The organism is Nonomuraea sp. NPDC049709, from assembly GCF_040674815.1.
Classification (GTDB): Bacteria; Actinomycetota; Actinomycetes; order Streptosporangiales; family Streptosporangiaceae; genus Nonomuraea.
The window spans coordinates 155,684-171,477 of the sequence record NZ_JBFANM010000016.1 but is presented as its reverse complement, the minus strand read 5'-3'; the positions used below and the strand labels follow the sequence as shown (position 1 = coordinate 171,477).

General features: G+C 70.1%; 18 protein-coding genes. 16 read left to right on the top strand and 2 right to left on the bottom strand.

Annotated features, from left to right (window positions below; translation table 11 throughout):
• Nucleotides 1–312: 312 nt before the first annotated feature.
• On the top strand, nt 313–1,251 hold the full coding sequence (locus AB0J69_RS18480) for an RNA polymerase sigma-70 factor (RefSeq protein WP_364118323.1): 939 nt from the start codon (nt 313–315) through the stop codon (nt 1,249–1,251).
• A 91-nt stretch (nt 1,252–1,342) separates the two neighbouring features.
• Here the strand turns inward: AB0J69_RS18480 and AB0J69_RS18475 are convergent, their stop codons facing one another.
• Entirely contained in the window at nt 1,343–2,242 is a 900-nt protein-coding gene (locus AB0J69_RS18475; protein WP_364118321.1) for a LysR substrate-binding domain-containing protein, read from the bottom strand.
• A gap of 98 nt (nt 2,243–2,340) precedes the next feature.
• On the opposite strand from AB0J69_RS18475, the gene AB0J69_RS18470 reads away from it, so the two are divergent.
• Together AB0J69_RS18470 and AB0J69_RS18465 are read left to right on the top strand one after the other, a co-directional pair.
• Nucleotides 2,341–2,751 (top strand): hypothetical protein, encoded by a 411-nt coding sequence (locus AB0J69_RS18470; RefSeq protein WP_364118320.1) that lies wholly within the window; start codon nt 2,341–2,343, stop codon nt 2,749–2,751.
• Nucleotides 2,741–4,375 carry a multicopper oxidase family protein gene (locus AB0J69_RS18465; protein WP_364118318.1) on the top strand — a complete coding sequence of 545 codons (1,635 nt, stop codon included), beginning with the start codon at nt 2,741–2,743 and terminating at the stop codon, nt 4,373–4,375. Before AB0J69_RS18470 ends, AB0J69_RS18465 begins: the two co-directional genes overlap by 11 nt.
• 36 nt (nt 4,376–4,411) lie before the next feature.
• Here the strand turns inward: AB0J69_RS18465 and AB0J69_RS18460 are convergent, their stop codons facing one another.
• Nucleotides 4,412–5,179, bottom strand: coding sequence for a phytanoyl-CoA dioxygenase family protein (locus AB0J69_RS18460; RefSeq protein ID WP_364118316.1), 768 nt, complete (start codon nt 5,177–5,179; stop codon nt 4,412–4,414).
• 102 nt (nt 5,180–5,281) lie between these two features.
• On the opposite strand from AB0J69_RS18460, the gene AB0J69_RS18455 reads away from it, so the two are divergent.
• The 13 genes from AB0J69_RS18455 (at nt 5,282) to AB0J69_RS18395 (ending at nt 15,699) form a co-directional block, all read left to right on the top strand.
• Nucleotides 5,282–6,151 (top strand): AraC family transcriptional regulator, encoded by an 870-nt coding sequence (locus AB0J69_RS18455; RefSeq protein ID WP_364118315.1) that lies wholly within the window; start codon nt 5,282–5,284, stop codon nt 6,149–6,151.
• Between the two features lie 68 nt (nt 6,152–6,219).
• Entirely contained in the window at nt 6,220–7,485 is a 1,266-nt protein-coding gene (locus AB0J69_RS18450; RefSeq protein ID WP_364118314.1) for an extracellular solute-binding protein, read from the top strand.
• A gap of 387 nt (nt 7,486–7,872) precedes the next feature.
• Nucleotides 7,873–8,052 (top strand): hypothetical protein, encoded by a 180-nt coding sequence (locus AB0J69_RS18445; RefSeq protein ID WP_364118312.1) that lies wholly within the window; start codon nt 7,873–7,875, stop codon nt 8,050–8,052.
• Between the two features lie 185 nt (nt 8,053–8,237).
• On the top strand, nt 8,238–9,200 hold the full coding sequence (locus tag AB0J69_RS18440) for a hypothetical protein (RefSeq protein ID WP_364118310.1): 963 nt from the start codon (nt 8,238–8,240) through the stop codon (nt 9,198–9,200).
• A gap of 181 nt (nt 9,201–9,381) precedes the next feature.
• Nucleotides 9,382–9,705 (top strand): hypothetical protein, encoded by a 324-nt coding sequence (locus AB0J69_RS18435; protein WP_364118308.1) that lies wholly within the window; start codon nt 9,382–9,384, stop codon nt 9,703–9,705.
• Nucleotides 9,702–9,956, top strand: a complete 255-nt coding sequence (locus AB0J69_RS18430; RefSeq protein WP_364118306.1) for a hypothetical protein — start codon at nt 9,702–9,704, stop codon at nt 9,954–9,956. Before AB0J69_RS18435 ends, AB0J69_RS18430 begins: the two co-directional genes overlap by 4 nt.
• A 45-nt stretch (nt 9,957–10,001) precedes the next feature.
• Nucleotides 10,002–10,550, top strand: a complete 549-nt coding sequence (locus tag AB0J69_RS18425) for a hypothetical protein (RefSeq protein WP_364118304.1) — start codon at nt 10,002–10,004, stop codon at nt 10,548–10,550.
• 5 nt (nt 10,551–10,555) lie between these two features.
• A complete protein-coding gene (locus AB0J69_RS18420; RefSeq protein WP_364118302.1) occupies nt 10,556–10,681 on the top strand; it encodes a hypothetical protein in 126 nt (41 codons plus the stop codon).
• Nucleotides 10,682–10,899: 218 nt separating this feature from the next.
• The gene (locus tag AB0J69_RS18415; protein ID WP_364118301.1) at nt 10,900–11,859 is read left to right on the top strand and encodes a hypothetical protein; all 960 of its coding nucleotides are present in this window, start codon (nt 10,900–10,902) and stop codon (nt 11,857–11,859) included.
• A 323-nt stretch (nt 11,860–12,182) separates the two neighbouring features.
• Nucleotides 12,183–13,337 carry a histidine kinase gene (locus AB0J69_RS18410; protein ID WP_364118299.1) on the top strand — a complete coding sequence of 385 codons (1,155 nt, stop codon included), beginning with the start codon at nt 12,183–12,185 and terminating at the stop codon, nt 13,335–13,337.
• A complete protein-coding gene (locus AB0J69_RS18405; RefSeq protein ID WP_364118298.1) occupies nt 13,334–13,993 on the top strand; it encodes a response regulator transcription factor in 660 nt (219 codons plus the stop codon). Before AB0J69_RS18410 ends, AB0J69_RS18405 begins: the two co-directional genes overlap by 4 nt.
• A gap of 91 nt (nt 13,994–14,084) precedes the next feature.
• Nucleotides 14,085–14,705, top strand: coding sequence for a TetR/AcrR family transcriptional regulator (locus AB0J69_RS18400; protein WP_364118296.1), 621 nt, complete (start codon nt 14,085–14,087; stop codon nt 14,703–14,705).
• A gap of 58 nt (nt 14,706–14,763) precedes the next feature.
• Complete coding sequence (locus tag AB0J69_RS18395; RefSeq protein ID WP_364118294.1) at nt 14,764–15,699, top strand: LysR family transcriptional regulator; 936 nt, start codon at nt 14,764–14,766, stop codon at nt 15,697–15,699.
• Nucleotides 15,700–15,794: the final 95 nt, after the last annotated feature.

Below are 15,794 nucleotides of genomic sequence, written 5' to 3'. Positions count from 1 at the left end.
GGCCTTGTGCACTCCTTCGGCGATCGCCGCCATCTCGGGGATGAACCGGAGGGGGTTGGGCATACGCGACCGCAGGTCCTCCTGCTTGGTCGTCGTGGGTGTGGACATGGTGAGGTCTTCCCAACTCGTGGTGTGTTACGTGCCGCCCGGATCGTCCGCGCGGCGTCCTGACGAACACGAGACGCCGGCGGCCCGACGGCCGTGACAGCGCGATCATGTGACGTGGATTACCGAGCGTGGGTGTCACAGGGCGGTGGGGATCGGCGTCTTGTGCGTGTGGCAGTGGTGAGAGCGAACAGGCAGGAGCCGGGGATGAGCGAGCACAGCGAACGGACCGCGGACACGGCCGAGCCGCTCGATCGTGCCGAGCGCGTGGACCCCGCCACCGAGGCGTTCGTCGCCCACCGCAACCTGCTGTTCACCGTCGCGTACGAGATGCTCGGTTCGGCCGCCGACTCCGAGGACGTGCTGCAGGAGACCTGGCTGCGATGGGCGGGCGTCGACCTCGGCACCGTGCGGGAGCAACGTGCCTACCTGGTACGGATCGTCACCCGGCAGGCGCTGGACCGGCTGCGTACGCTCGATCGGCGCAAGGAGTCCTACGTCGGGCCGTGGTTGCCCGAGCCGCTGCTGACCGCGCCCGACGTGGCCGAGGACGTCGAGCTGGCCGACAGCGTCTCGATGGCGATGCTGCTGGTGCTGGAGACGCTCGGCCCGATCGAGCGGGCGGTGTTCGTGCTGCGCGAGGTGTTCGATCTGGAGTACGACGAGATCGCCGAAGCCGTCGGCAAGAGCCCGGCCGCGGTCCGCCAGATCGCGCACCGGGCCCGGGCACACGTCGCCGCGCGCCGGCCCCGCGGCATCGCCTCCCCGGCCGAGACCCGAGCCGCACTCCAGGCGTTCCAGCGCGCGGTCGAGACCGGTGACCTGCAGAGCCTGCTCGACATCCTGGCGCCGGACGTCGTCGCCCTGAGCGACGGCGGCGGGATCAAGCATGCCCTGCTCCGGCCCGTCGTGGGGGCCGGCCAGGTGGCTCGCCTGCTGGCCGTCGGCTGGTGGAAGCGCGATGCCGAAAGGTCTGCCGAACTGGTGCAGATCAATGGTGGCCCGGGGCTGCTCATCCGGCTCAACGGGGAGATCGACGGCGTGGTGGCGGTGCGGCTGGAGAACGGCTACATCACCGGCGCCTACCACGTACGCAATCCCGAGAAGCTGTCGCGCGTGGAACGGGAAACCGTCGTGAGCCGCTGAGACGGGCCGCTGAGACGAGCCGCTGAGACGGGCCGCTCAACCGGATAGGCCAGGTCCCGGGGCACGTCGCGCCTACCCGCGCAGCCGATCGTCAGCGTTGCTCCCGGGGCTCGCCGGCGCTCCAGTCCCAGCTGGTGATCGTGGTGCGCATCAGGCGGGCGGCGGCTGACAGCTGGCTGTCGGCGCCCCAGCACAAAGTGACCGTGCGACGGCAGTCGGGGCTGTCGACGGCGATCCAGGCGCCGGGGATGCGCGTGGCGCTGCGGCGGGCGAAGCCGGGGACGAGACCGATGCCGAGTCCTGCGCTGATCAGGTCCGCGATGGCGCTGTGCTCGTCGCTCTCGCAGACGATCTTGGGGGTGAGGCCTCTGGCGGCGAACAGCCGATCGAGCAGCCGGCGGATCCAGTGCCCCTTGCGGGCGGTGACGAAGGGCTGGTCGGCGAGCTCGTCGATGCTCACGGAAGCGCGGCCCGCCAGCGGATGATCGAGTGGCGTGCCCACGCCCACCGCCTCGTCGAACAACCGCACCGACTCCAGGCCCTCGGCGTGGATGGGCTGCGAGGCGACACACAGATCGACGTCCTGGGACCGCAGGCGGCGGGCCATGTCCTCGGCCGCCGACCAGTGGAGCTCGATCTCGATGGAGGGATGGGCGCGCTTGTAGGCCGCCAGCGGCCCGGTGAGGGTGAGGAAGGTCTCCGAGGCCAGCCGCACGGTGCCCAGGCCCTCGCTGGTGGCCTCGGCGACGGCACGCCGTCCCGCCTCGAGCTCGCCGAGGGACCGCTCGACGTGATCGCGGAAGAGCTTGCCCGCGTCGTTCAGCCGGAGCCGGCCGCTCCGGTCGAACAGCGGCGCGCCCAGCTCGCTCTCCAACCGGGCGATGGTACGGCTCAGCGACGGCTGGGCCACGTGCAGCTCGTCGGCCGCCCGGCTGAGGTGCTCGAGCCGCGCCACCACCAGGAACTGCCTGAGCGAGTTCAGCTCCATCATGCCTCCCCGAGCATAACGCCATAGCAATATTGATCTTAGACAAGATAACTCCCGAGCCATAATCTCGCCACAACGACAACAGAGCGAGGAGGGATCACATGCTCACAGTGGCCGCGCAGCGGACGAAACGCTCGGGGTGGACGCTGCGGGCCGTCGTCAGCGCGCACGTGGTGGCGATCGCCGGCCAGCCGGTGTTCGCCGGGGTGTACCTGACCGGCGACCACGACGGCCTGCGATGGCACGCGCTCGGGGCCGACGTGGTCACCTCCATCGGCTACCTGCAGGTGATCGTGGCGATCACGTTCTGGGTACGGCTGCGTCAGGCCTGGCCGTTCCTGACCACAATGGCGGTGGTGGCGGCCGAGACGGTGCAGTACTTCGCCGGCCTGGATGGCGCGCTGTGGCTGCACATCCCGCTGGGGGTGACGACCGTCGCCGCGCTCGTCGTGCAGTTCATCGCCGTCTGGCGCCGGCCCCTCCTGCGGCGGGAGGTCCGCGATGCGCGTTGAGGGCCGCGGTCCGAGCCGGCGGCGGATCCTGGGCATCGGCGGGGCGCTCGGGCTGGTGGCGGCCACCGGGCTGTCGGCCTCGGCCGCGCTGGCCCGCCGGCCGTCGGTCACCGGCGCCGAGCTGCGCAGCGCCGTACCGCTGCCGCCGCCCTTCCGGGTGCCGCTGCCGATGCCCTCCGTGCTGAAGCCGGTCGGCACCTCGGGGGGCACCGACCGGTACGAGATCACCCAGCGCGAGGCGAGCGCGGAGATCCTGCCCGGCGTCAAGACGCCGCTGTGGACGTACGAGGGCACCTTCCCCGGGCCGACGATCGAGTCGCGCCGCGGCCGGCCGGTCACCGTGACGCACCGCAACGACCTGCCCGTGCCCACCGTCGTTCACCTGCACGGCGGACGTACTCCCGCGGCCTCCGACGGATACCCGACCGACCTCGTCCTGCCCGAGCGATGGCCCGAGCAATGGCCCGCGGAACGGCCCATCGAGCGGCCCATGGAACGGCACGACGCCGCCGTGCACATGGGGCATGGCATGCACGATCCGCGGGCCGTGGTGACCAGGCGGACCCGCGACTACACCTTCCCGCTGGACCAGCGGCCGGCGCTGCTGTGGTACCACGACCACCGGATGGACTTCACCGCCCCCGGGATCTGGCGCGGCCTGGCCGGGCTGCACATCGTCCGCGACACCGCCGAGGACGATCTCGGCCTGCCCGCGGGGCCCCGCGAACTGCCGCTGGTGATCGCCGACCGGGCGTTCGCCGCCGACGGCGGTCTCGCCTACCCCGCCCTCGACCCCACCCTGCGCGAGCGGCCGGGCGTGCACGAGGCGTATCTCGCCGGCGTCCTCGGCGACGTGATTCTGGTCAACGGCGCCCCGTGGCCCGTGCACGAGGCCGACGCGGCCCGCTACCGGCTGCGCGTCCTCAACGCCTCCAACGCCCGCCACTACGAGCTCGAAGCGGTCACCGACGACGGGCGCCGGCTCGACCTCGTTCAGATCGGCGCCGACCAGGGGCTGCTCGCCGCGCCGGTCACCCACCGGCTCCTGCCGATCGCGCCCGCCGAACGCTACGACCTGATCGTCGACTTCTCCGGCATCGCGACCGGCAGCCACGTCAGACTCCTCAACCGGCTCGGCTCCGGCCGTACGCGCGACGTGATGGCCTTCCTTATCGCCCGCCACGCCACCGACGGCAGCCGCGTCCCCCGTACGCTCTCCACCGATCTGCCGACCTGGCGACGGACGGACGCCGCCAGGGTGCGCGACTTCTCCTTCCGCACCGGGCGGATGCGCGGCGGCCACGGATGGCTGATCGGCGGGCGGCCGTTCGATCCCGCCCGCACCGATGTCACAGCCCGTCTCGGCGATGTCGAGGTGTGGCGGCTGGTCGCCGACGTCCACCATCCCGTCCACCTGCATCTGGCCGGCTTCCGGGTGCTCTCGCGCAGCGGCCGCCTGCCGCTGCCGCACGACGCGGGGCTCAAGGACACCGTCTCGCTCCGGCCGGGCGAGGCGGTGGAGATCATCACGCGTTTCGACGGCTACCGCGGCCGCTACCTCTTCCACTGCCACAACGCCGAGCACGAGGACATGGGCATGATGGCCAACCTCGAGATCATCTAGCGGCACGTCCGGCGCCTGCCGCCGGTGGGCCGCGCGTCAGGCGCCGGCGTACGGCATGTGCACGCCGGGCACGTACGTGGGGAACGGCTGGTAGACGTTCACGCCGGGGTCTCCGCGCAGCAGCAGCGCGGAGACGAACGGCTGCTGCTCGCTGGTGATCCGGGTAGAGGTCGGGATGTAGCGGATCGTCAGGCCGCACCGGCGTCTGGGCGAGGTGTTGGCGTTGGAGGCGTGCAGGATGTTCGGATGGTGCACCTCCACGTCACCGGGTGACAGCACCAGGTCCACGGCCTTCGACTCGTCGATCGTCACGGCGCTCTCCGAGCCGAGCACGTTGTCGATGTCGTCGCGCTGCCGCAGCTCGTGCAGCTCCTCCCGGTGCGAGCCGGGGATCACCCGCAGGCAGCCGTTCTCCGGCGTGGCCTCGTCCACGGCCAGCCAGAGGGTGACCACCCGCATCGGCTCCAGGGGCCAGTACGCGCCGTCCTGGTGCCACAGGACCGCTTTGCCGGAGAAGGGCGGCTTGCTGATGTAGTGCGAGGCGAACAGCGCGATGTCGGGGCCGACGAAGAGCTCGGCGAGGTCCAGCAGCCGTTCGTCGCTGACCAGGCGGACCCAGAAGGGGTCGCCGGCGACCAGCTCGGTGGCCAGGTCCTCGCCGAGCCGGTCCGGGTACTTGGCCTGCAGCCAGGAGACGTGGTCGCTCGCCTCGGCGATCAGGTCCGGGTCGAGGACGTTGCGGAAGATCGTGTAGCCGTCGCGGTCGTAGTCCTGGAGGGTCCGGTCGACTTCCGTGATCACCATGTGCTCCTCTGAGGGCCGTGGGCGGGGCGTCGATCCGGATTCTTCGGGCTCCGCGGCCCGTGTTACTAGTACTCGGCACTCCATAACTATTAATTTCCTGACATGTCGACCATCCTGCGCTGGGTCGAGTTCGCCGCCGGGCTGCCGTACCACGCGGCCCTGGTGCCGGTGACCGGCGGCCACCGCGACCGGCCCGAGCCGCACACGCACGCCGACTTCCACGAGCTCGTCCTCGTCACGGCCGGAGCGGGAGCGCAGCGGGTAGGCGACGCCGAGATGCCGCTGCGCGCGGGCGACCTGATGCTGGTACGGCCACCGGACCTGCACGAGTTCGCCGCCACCGCCGCGGGCATGCGCTTCGTCAACATCGCCTTCCCCAGCGAACGCTGGCGCGCCTTCGCCGATCTCGCCGGGCTGGCGGGCACGGCGGAGTGGGACCGGCGCGAGCTGCCGCTCATCGCGCGTACGGACCTGGACGGGCCGGTCGCCGCGGAGTTCGCCCGCGTGCTGGGCGCCTGCACCGGCACGCCTCGGGTGCTCGACCTGGTCAGGCTGTGGACGGCGGTGGTCCCGGTGCTGGAGCGCGCCGACGGCACGGCGGTGGACCGGCGGCCGGGCTGGCTGGTGTCGGCCTGCGTGGCGATGAGCCGGGAGGAGAACCTGCGCGAGGGGCTGCCCCGGCTGCTGGCACTGGCCGCGGTCAGCTCCGGGCACCTGGCCCGCTCCATGCGCCGTCACTACGGCTGCACCCCGGTCGCCTTCGTGGCCGGTCGCCGGCTGGAGCACGCCGCCCTGCTGCTCACCACGACGACGGAGGGGATCGGGGAGATCGCCCAGCGCTGCGGGTTCTCCGGCCAGTCGTATTTCGGCCGGCTCTTCCAGCGGAGGTACGGGATGGCGCCGCGCGACTATCGGGAGGCGGCGCGGCGGGCGGTGGTCCCCGCGGCTATGGACACCCAAGATATCAAGTGATTAGATGACTCGCCACGGGCCCGTTTCACCCCCACCGTGAGCACTTGTGAGCGAACAGGAGGCCGGGCATGAACCGGTCGCGTCCACTGCTTGTCGCCGCCCTCATCTCCCTCGTCCTGGCCGGCTGCTCCTCGGGCGGCGGCGCAGCGCCGCCGCCGGCCAAGGCCGAGCTGAAGCTCTACAACGACAAGGGGGCCTGGAGCAAATACTTCGACGAGATGGGCGTCCTGTCCAAGCAGCAGATCGGCCTGTCGATGAAGCCGGTCGGCTACACCGACGAGCCGACGTACCAGGCGTTCATCAAGGCGTCGTTCCGCACCGACGTCAAGCCCGACCTGTTCACCTGGACGACGGGCGGGCGGCTGGCGGAGATCGTCGCGCAGAAGCAGGTGGCGGAGACGACGGCGCTGTGGCAGGAGGCGATCAAGAACGGCGACCTGTCCGCGGATCTGGCCGAGTATTACACGGTGGGCGGCAAGCAGTACTGCGTACCGCTGAACGCGGCCTACTGGGGCATGTTCTACAACAAGAAGATCTTCGACGAGTACGATCTCCAGCCGCCGTCCACCTGGGACGAGCTGATCACGGTCGCCGACACCCTCAAGAAGAACGGCGTCAAGGCCTTCTACCACACCAGCGTGCTGTTCTCCTTCGTCTGGTTCGAGCAGCTTCTCGCCGGCACCGACCCCGACCTGTACGACCGCCTGTCCACCGGCCAGGCCAAGTACACCGACCCCGGCGTGGTCCAGGTGATGGAGCGGTGGAAGTCGATGATCGACGCCGGCTACTTCACCAACCCCGGCGACAAGACCGACCCGGGCGACGTGCTGAAGACCGGCAAGGCGGCGATGGTGTCGTTCGGCACCTGGTTCAACACGAGCATGACCCAGCGCGGCATGAAGGCCGGCACCGACTACGGCTTCTTCGTCATCCCGAACGTCAACCCCGCCCTCCCCAAGACCTCGATGATCTTCGAGAGCGGCCCGCTCTGCTCGCTGGCCAAGGCTCCCGACCCCGAGGCCAGCATGAAGTACCTCAAGTGGTGGGTGGGCTCGGCCGCCCAGGAGAAGTGGGCCACCGCCAGGGGCGACGTCTCGGCCAACCCCAAGGTCGCCATCGCCGACCAGGCCATCGCGCAGGTCAGCAAGGCCGCGGGAAGCGGCGAGCACCGCCTGGTCAACCGCTATTTCGAGGCCACGCCGCCCCCGGTGCTGACGGCCGCGCTGGACGGCTTCAGCGCCTTCGTCGTCAAGCCGGCCGGCTACCGGGAGGTTCTGGCCGGCATCCAGGCCGCCGCCGACGAGTACTGGAGCACCCACAAGCCGGGTGACTGACGGCGCCGGCCGGGCGACACAGCCACCTTCACCCCGTCCCTGCTCCGCGCTCACCTCGCGCGCCCCGAGGCGCCGGGTCAGCCGGCAGGCGCGGGCGGTCGAGGCGGTCGTACGACATGGTGGGGGAGCTCAGGGGTGTCGCCGGGGCAAGGGTCGCCGCCGATGGCTGGGGTGAGGCCATGCGGTCGATCCCAGCCGTCGTCGCGCTCGTCCGCCAGTGCAGCCGCGTCATGCCCCGCCCGTGACGTTTTCGCAGGCGAAGTCATGACGTGGGGTGGAGTCCTTGGAGGGTGACGACCCGTGGTGCGTGCTGATCTATCACGAGGCGCCCACCGCCCCTGGGAGCCGCATCCGCGCCATGCTGGGCTCCACTCCGACCCGGTCCCCGTGCCGAAGACGTTCGACGACGACCACTCGACGCGGACGTCGTCGGTGCGCCGCGCGCTCATGCGCCTGGCGGAGAACCTCAACGTCGAAGACCTCAAGGTCACCCCTCCGGCGGGGCTGACCTACGAGGAGCTGGCCCTGTGGAAGTACCAGCGTTTCATGGAGGACTACGTACTGTAGCGGACGATACGTCCAGTCATTGGCCGATCCATATGGACTCCTTAGTAGCTTGCGGGAATGGGGCGCTGATTCCTTGTCGCCACTCAGCTCTGCGCGGCGAACAGCAGACGCTCACGAAGTCCGCCGAATGTCCGGTTATTGGCCTGTTGATAACGCCTTCGCTGGTACAGCGTGAGGAACAGCACATGCAGGAGATGTCGGGAAGGGGCTTCATGAGAAAGTTGCTCTCCACGGTGGCGTTATCCGCCGTAGTCACGCTGGTCGCCGCCCTGGCGCCTGTCGGATCTGCGACGGCCTCGCGCACATTGCCGTCCGCGTGCGATCACATCGGTGACGAGGACGCCGCCATCCGCGATTTCGTGGAAGGCATCAAGAAAGATTGGAACCTCGACGTCAAGGCCCGCGCCTACGAGGTGCAGGCGCACGGCGACGAATGTGTCATCCAACCCAAGGGGACCCGCCCCGTCACCACTGAGGCCGAGGCACGATCCGACGGTTCGACGACGTCGAGCATGACCACGGTCGAGACCATGCCGGCTTCGGCTGCACCCACGGACGGCGACGCGACGATCCAGCAGGAGGTGGCCTGGCAACAACCCACTTGCTACGAATGGACGGACGCGGAACGTATCGGCTGGATGAGAGCTTGCGGGCAGTGGTCCCATATGGACTACGCGGAGGCAACGCACAGGAACTACGGCTTCCGCATGTACGCGTCATGCCATGCGCTGGCGGGTCACGCCTTCGATCAGGTCAACTCGTGTTATGTGGCCGCGGAGCCCTTCTCCAGCACCCCGCTAGTTGTGTGGAATGACTGGGATCCCAAGGCGACTCTGGATTTCAATCCCTGTGGATCTATCCCCATCGGCCTCTCCGTGGGCCCGTTCTCGACGTCCTGGATGATCACCAGCTGCGACAAGATCGTCCCGTCGGAGAGTCCAAACCCGGGGGTGCCTGACTGGCGGGCAACCTGGGTGGGCAAGTCGTACTACGAAGAGGACGTGCGACAGACGGCAGCCCTCGTCGCCTTCGGCATTCCCAAGTCCTGGTCCGGGTCACCGAGTCTCTACTTCAAGCGGGGATTCACGACTGAGGAATGCGTCTGGCCGCCGACCCCCTCCCCCTACTATCCCTGGTGCGCGATTTGATCGATGCGAGCTGGACGACGTAGATCAACCCAGCGGGCAGCACCGGTTGCTGAGGCGGCGCGATCACACGGACCCACGCCTGATAGGTCCCCTCGGACCGTGAAGTCGTGCCGCCTGGGCCGAACAGGATGCGAGCGTCGGCGCCGTGCGCTGTCACGAATGCGGGATTCCACTCGGCGTCGTGCCAGTCGTTCTCTTCGGGTTCCACGCCGGGAGCGGTGAACGCGATCTGCACGACTTCCGTGCCGCTCGCCCCGCGCACGACCGCGCCCGGCACAGCGTGCACCACCTGCCCGATGACACAGCCCGCCGGTGCGTGGAACTGGTCGCGGCGCTCGGCGTGTCGTTCGGGGCGATCGACCTCATCCTGACTCCCGGCGGGGAGTACGTGTTCCTGGAGATCAACCCCAACGGTCAATGGGGCTGGATCGAGGACCTGACCGGCCTGCCCATCAGCACCGCCATCGCCGACTGGCTCACGGCCGAAGAAACGGACCCGCGATGACTCACTCCTCCCTCGGCCCTGCCCTGGAAAGCGGCGTGAACCTGCTCCGCGGGCTGACCCGGCGGCGTTCTGCGGTGGCGGAGGCACACCGCAGCGCCGACGCCTGGGCCACGGCGCATCCTTCGTTCGCCGTCCAGCTCGTGGCCAGCCCGCGTCCCGGGTCGCCGCTCGTCGATTACGACCTGCTGATCGACGACCCGCCGGGCGCGACCATCATGCTCGGCGTCCAGGTGGACGACGGGGCGTACTGACTCGTCGATCATGCGACCCACTGGGCCGCCGGCCGCCTGCTGACCGTGGACGGGACACCCCTCTCGGTCTCCGAGGCGATGCTCATGCTCCGTTCGCTCACCCGCCCCGGGCTGTCGCCGCAGGAGGAGTTGGTGCGGTTCTGCCTCCTGCGCAACGCCGCCGCCAAGGAGCAGGTCAGCCTGGCCGACATCCAGGCGGCCGCGGACACCTTCCGCAAGCGGCGCGGCCTGACCAGCCGGGACGCGATGAAGGCGTGGCTGGACCGGATGGGCCTGAGCGCCGAGGCGTTCCATGACCACATGGCCGCGACCGCGAGGGATCACACGTTCCGGGCCCGGATGCGCGCGGAGCTCGGCCCCGGACATCTGGCCCGTCATCGTGACCAGTTCGCGAGGGTATGGGCGGCCTGGGTGCTGTCGGAGGAGCCGATCGACGTCGCCCAACTGCAGTGCTCACTCAGCGGCTCACTCGCGGACCGCTGGGAACTTCAACTGACCAAGGCCCGCACCTGGTCCGGCGACCTGCCCGCCCCCCTCCGCGAGACGCGGCCGGAGGCGGTGCCGGACCGGTTCCCCACGAAGGACGCTTCCTGACGGGCTTGATCACCAAGCGCCAGGAGGCCATGGCGGACGCGGAAACACTGGAGGCGGCCGGACATGCCGCCTTCGATCAGTGGCTGGCCGACGCCGCCGAGCGAGCGCAGATCACCTGGCACTGGCTTTGAGCGCGGGCTCCGCCCGTGCTGCCCGTCGGGGACGTCGGCCCGAATCAGTCACTGTCCGTGTTCTCCCATGATCTTCCCCACGGCACCCGGTGCTGTCACAAACCGATTTTTCCTAGGTAATTCGTATTAGCTTATTGACGCGGCATTCCGTTGGGGCGAGCGTGTGATTCCGTACCACGACGCAGCGTGAAGGAGTCGAAGTGGACACCCCCCACCCATTGATCCGACGCCGAACCCTCTTGCTGGGCGGGGCCGCGGGCGTAGCCGCGGGCCTGGGACTCGGATCGGCCGCGAACGCGGCGGCGGGCCCGGCCGAGATGCCGACCTACCGGTACCTGCGCGACGCGCTGGCCCTGCCGCTCAGCCACAACCCGACGGGGGAGTTCATCTTCCCCTGCATCAGGGGCGTGTACGACAAGCTCAGCAGTCCCCGAGCCCGCTACTACCTCTACTACGCCCCGCACGAGAATCCCGGCGGCATCTGCGTGGCCTTCGCCAACTCCCTGGCAGGCCCCTTCGACGACTACTCGGGCAACCCGCTCATCGACAACCGCCTGCCGACCACCACGGTCTCCCACGTGTCCTCACCACACGTGACCTGGGACGCCGCCACCCGGCAGTTCTTCTGCTACTTCCACGGCGAGAACTTCACCACGCGCGTGGCCCGCTCCACCGACGGCATCACCTTCACCGACGAGACCCCGATCCTGAGCACCCGCCTGGTGCCCGGCACCTCCGAGACCTCCTACGCGCGGGTCTTCGAACATCAGCTGCCCGGCCGGAACAACAAGTACGTGATGATCTTCATGGGGGTGCGCAACGGCCGTCGCCTCTTCTACGGCTGGTCGCCCAACGGCTGGGACGGCTGGCAGTTCAGCGCGACCCCGCTGGTGAATCCCGAACCCGACGGCGTGACCGATATCTCCGGCCCCACCCTCGTCAAGCGCAACGGAACCACCTATGTGGCCTATCACGGCAACGACGGCAGGATGCGGATCACCGAGGTCGGCAACGCGTTCGACAGGGAGACCCACCTCGGAGTCTTCCACTCCCCGATCCCCTCGGACAACGGCAGGGTGGCGGCGCCGTCGTTCGGCACCCAGGACGGTGTGGAGTACATGTTCTACGAGGCAGGGCCGCGACTGAGCGCACGCATCTGCATCGCCCGGGCGGTCTGACCGCCGTCGTTCGAGGACGAGCCCGTGGCGGCCTCGGCACTTCGGTAGGGGATGGGGCGGGGGAGGCGCGGCGCTGAACGGCCGCGTCTCACCCCGCCTACGCCGAGCGCGGCTGACGGCGTGACCACCGCGCGAGGACACCGTACGGTCGGTGCTGGAGAAGTCCTGCGGGCCCTCCGGCTGGTCGTCCGCGCTCGCGCCCCCGCCGAGCCGGTCGTACGAGCAAACCCGGCGACGGCGGCCGGCTTGTCCGGCCCATCGCCCCTCCGTAGCGTCAGGATGATGACGCCCGCCGGTGCGGCCGGGACCGCTAGGCTCGCCCGATGATCGATCTCCGTCGAGCCCAAGACCTGTGGCGGCGGTGTGACGTCACGGTACGGGATTTCCCTTTAGCGCTGCTGCTGACCGTCCTGTCACTCCTGCCGGGATTCCAAGGCAACGGGACGCAGATCAGCGATCTGCCGACCCGCCCCTACGACGCGCTGGCCGTCGTGGTGGTCGCGCTCGAGTGCCTCCCGCTGACCGTGCGCCGGCGGTGGCCGGCCGCCGGTCTGGTCCTGGTGTCGCTCGGCTTCGCCCTCGACCAGCTCCTCGCCTATCACGCGCCGGCGGGCACCGCGCTGCCCATCGCGCTCATCAGCGCGGGCGCCCATCTGGAACGCCACCGGCGCGTCACCGCGGCCCTCCTCTCCGCCGCGTACCTGCCGCTGATGTTCGCGCTCCACCGGCTCGGCTCGAACGAGGGGCCGGCCGACATCGCGCTGTTCTACCTGGCGCTGGTCCTCGCGTGGGGCATCGGGGCCTGGCTGCGCTCCGCCCGCGCCGCCGAGGCCGAACGCCGCCGCCACGTCGCCGAGGCCACCCGCGCCGCCGAGCGCACCCGCATCGCCCGCGAGCTCCACGACGTCGTCACCCATCACGTGACGGCGATGGTCGTGCAGGCCGAGGCGGCACGCTACCTGACCGCCGCCCCCGATCGCCTCGACGCCACGTTGAGCGCCGTCACCGACACCGGCCGGCGGGCCATCAGCGACCTGCGGCACCTGCTCGACCTGCTCAACCCCGACCACGACACCGACGCCAGGACGCCGTCCGTCGGCGACCTGCGCACGCTCGTCGAGCAGACGCGCCAGGCCGGGCAGCCGGTGGAGTTCACGGAGCAGGGCAGCCCGGTGGAGCTGATCGGCAGCGCCGAGTTCGTGACCTATAGGGTCGTGCAGGAAGCCCTGACGAACGCCCTCAAATACGCCCACGGCAGCCCCACCGCGGTCCGCGTGCGCCATGGCGAGAAGGAGATCACCGTGGAGGTCAGCACCGACGGTTCCGGCTCGGAGACCAGCTCTCCCGGCGGGAGCGGGCGGGGCCTGGCCGGGCTCCGCGAGCGGGTCGACGCCCTGGGCGGCGAGTTCAGCGCCGACCGGCAAGCGGGGGGCGGCTTCGTCGTACGGGCCCGCGTCCCCGCCGGGAGCCCGTCGTGACCGCGCCGGTCAGGGTCCTGGTCTGCGACGACCAGGCGCTGATCCGCACCGGGTTCGCGACGATCATCGATGCCCAGCCCGACCTGGAAGTGGTGGGCGAGTGCGGCGACGGCCGCGCCGCGGTCGACCTCGCCCGCCGGCTGGACCCCGACATCGTGGTGATGGACGTACGGATGCCGGTGCTCGACGGCATCGAGGCCACCCGCCTGCTGGCCGGCGCCGGAGTGGCGGATCCGGTCAAGGTGCTCGTGGTGACGACGTTCAACCTGGACGAGTACGTGTACGAGGCGCTGCGGGCCGGCGCGAGCGGGTTCCTGCTCAAGGACGCCCCACCGGCACAGCTGCTGCACGGCATCCGCACCGTCGCGACGGGCGCCGCGCTACTGGCCCCCGAGGTGACGCGGCAGCTCGTCGGCAGGTACGCGGCGCGCATCCGTCCCGCCCACGACACTCCGGACGACGTCGCGCTGACGCCGCGCGAACTGGAGGTGCTGCGCCTCATCGCCGACGGCCGGTCCAACAGCGAGATCGCCGCGACGCTGGTGATCAGCCAGGAAACGGTCAAGACGTACGTGTCGCGCATCCTCACCAAGCTCGACCTGCGTGACCGCGTGCAGGCGGTGGTCTACGCCTACCGCAGCGGCCTGGTGACCTGAGACGCACCGTGTTCCCGGGGGAATGCCGTATGAGCCGTGCCATCATCCCCTGTCGGACCGCGAGTAGACGACCGGTCGTACACTGCAAAGTATGGGACGGACCAGCGATGCCAGGGACAAGATTCTCGGTGCCGCGCGAGCGCTCATCGAACTGCGCGGTTACTCCGCCCTGGGCGTGGCCGAGATCTGCAAGGCGGCCGGCGTGCCCAAGGGCAGCTTCTACTACTTCTTCGAGTCCAAGGAGGCCCTCGCTCTGGCGGTCATCGACGAGCACTGGGCCGGCCAGGAGCGGGCCTGGAAGGAGGTGCTGGCCGGTGAGGCCGAACCGCTGCAGCGTCTGCGCCGGCTGTTCGAGGTGACGCAGGCCGCCCAGCTCGCCGGGCAGCGCGACTGCGGCACGATCTCGGGCTGCATGTTCGGGAACCTCACGCTGGAGATGAGCAACCACACCGAGGCCGTCCGCGTACGGCTGCAGGAGATCTTCGACGCGCAGGTCGGGATGATCGACGCGGTCGTCGCCGAGGCTTTCCTGCGTGGGGACGTCACCGTGGCCGACACCTGGCAGGCCGCGCGGTCGGTGGTGGCCCAGCTGGAGGGGCAGGTGCTGCTCGCCAAGCTCTACAACGACACGCAGGTGCTCGGCGCCCTGTGGGCCAACTGCCTGGCGCTGCTCGGCGCCCGCGCGCCTGGTGAGGTGGCCGCCGGCCTCTGACGCCCGCCGGCCATCGGCATTGGTAGGCGCAGGCTCTCACCGCCGTAGCATGGCGAGTGTGGAGCTGCGTCAGTTGCGGTACTTCGTCGCGGTCGCCGAAGAGCTGAACTTCGGCCGCGCCGCCGGTCGGCTGCTGATCGCCGGCCCTTCCCTGTCCCAGCAGATCAAGGCGCTGGAACGGGACCTTGGTGTACGCCTGTTCGACCGGGATCGCCGCTCGGTGTCCCTCACCCCGGCCGGTGCCGCGCTGCTTCCCGAGGCCCGTGCCCTGCTGGAACGCGCCGACGACCTCCGGCACCACGCCCGCCGGCTGTCCGGATCGGAGCCGGTCCGGCTCGGCTACGTCAACTGGCTGCCGCCGGACATGACCGCCCGCACCGCGGCGGTGGCCCAGGTCCACGTCGACGCCTGGGTCGCGCCCTCGCACACCCAGGCCGCCCGGGTCGCCGAAGGCGGCCTGGACCTCGCGGTCTGCTGGCTGCGCGCCGACGACCTGGAGCGACGCGGCCTGCGCGCCCAGCTCATCGGCGCCGACCGCCTCTACGCGGTCGCCACCGGCCATGACACCGGCGAGGTTCCCGCCCGGGAGACCGCTGTCCTCCTCGACGACGACACCACCTCCTGGTCGTCCTGGAACGCCTACGCCGAGGAAGTCGCCCGGCACACGGGGGCCCGCGCGGTACGCATCTCTGACGGCGGCATCACCGGCCCGGCGTTCTTCGACCACGTGCGCCGCGGCCACCGCCCGGTCATCAACTCGCCCAAGGGCCAGACCGCCCCGCTCCCGCCGGATCTCGTCCGCCGCCCCGTCATCGCGCCGGAGATCTACTGGACCTGGTCCCTGGTGTGGCGCCGCGGGGAAGACCGCAACTCGGTCCTCGCCGTCGTCGAGGCACTGCGCGCCGACGGCGACTTCGGGATCCACGGCCCCGACGCCTGGCTGCCCGGGGGCGACCCGCACCGGCGCCGGCCGGTGCCGGTAAAGCCTCGCTGACCCGGTGTAGGAGTCTTTGCCTAGCATTTGACAGGATTCCGGTCCCGGCTGACGGGCTGTCATCCTTTGACTTCTCCGTGCCCGCCGCCTGGCTT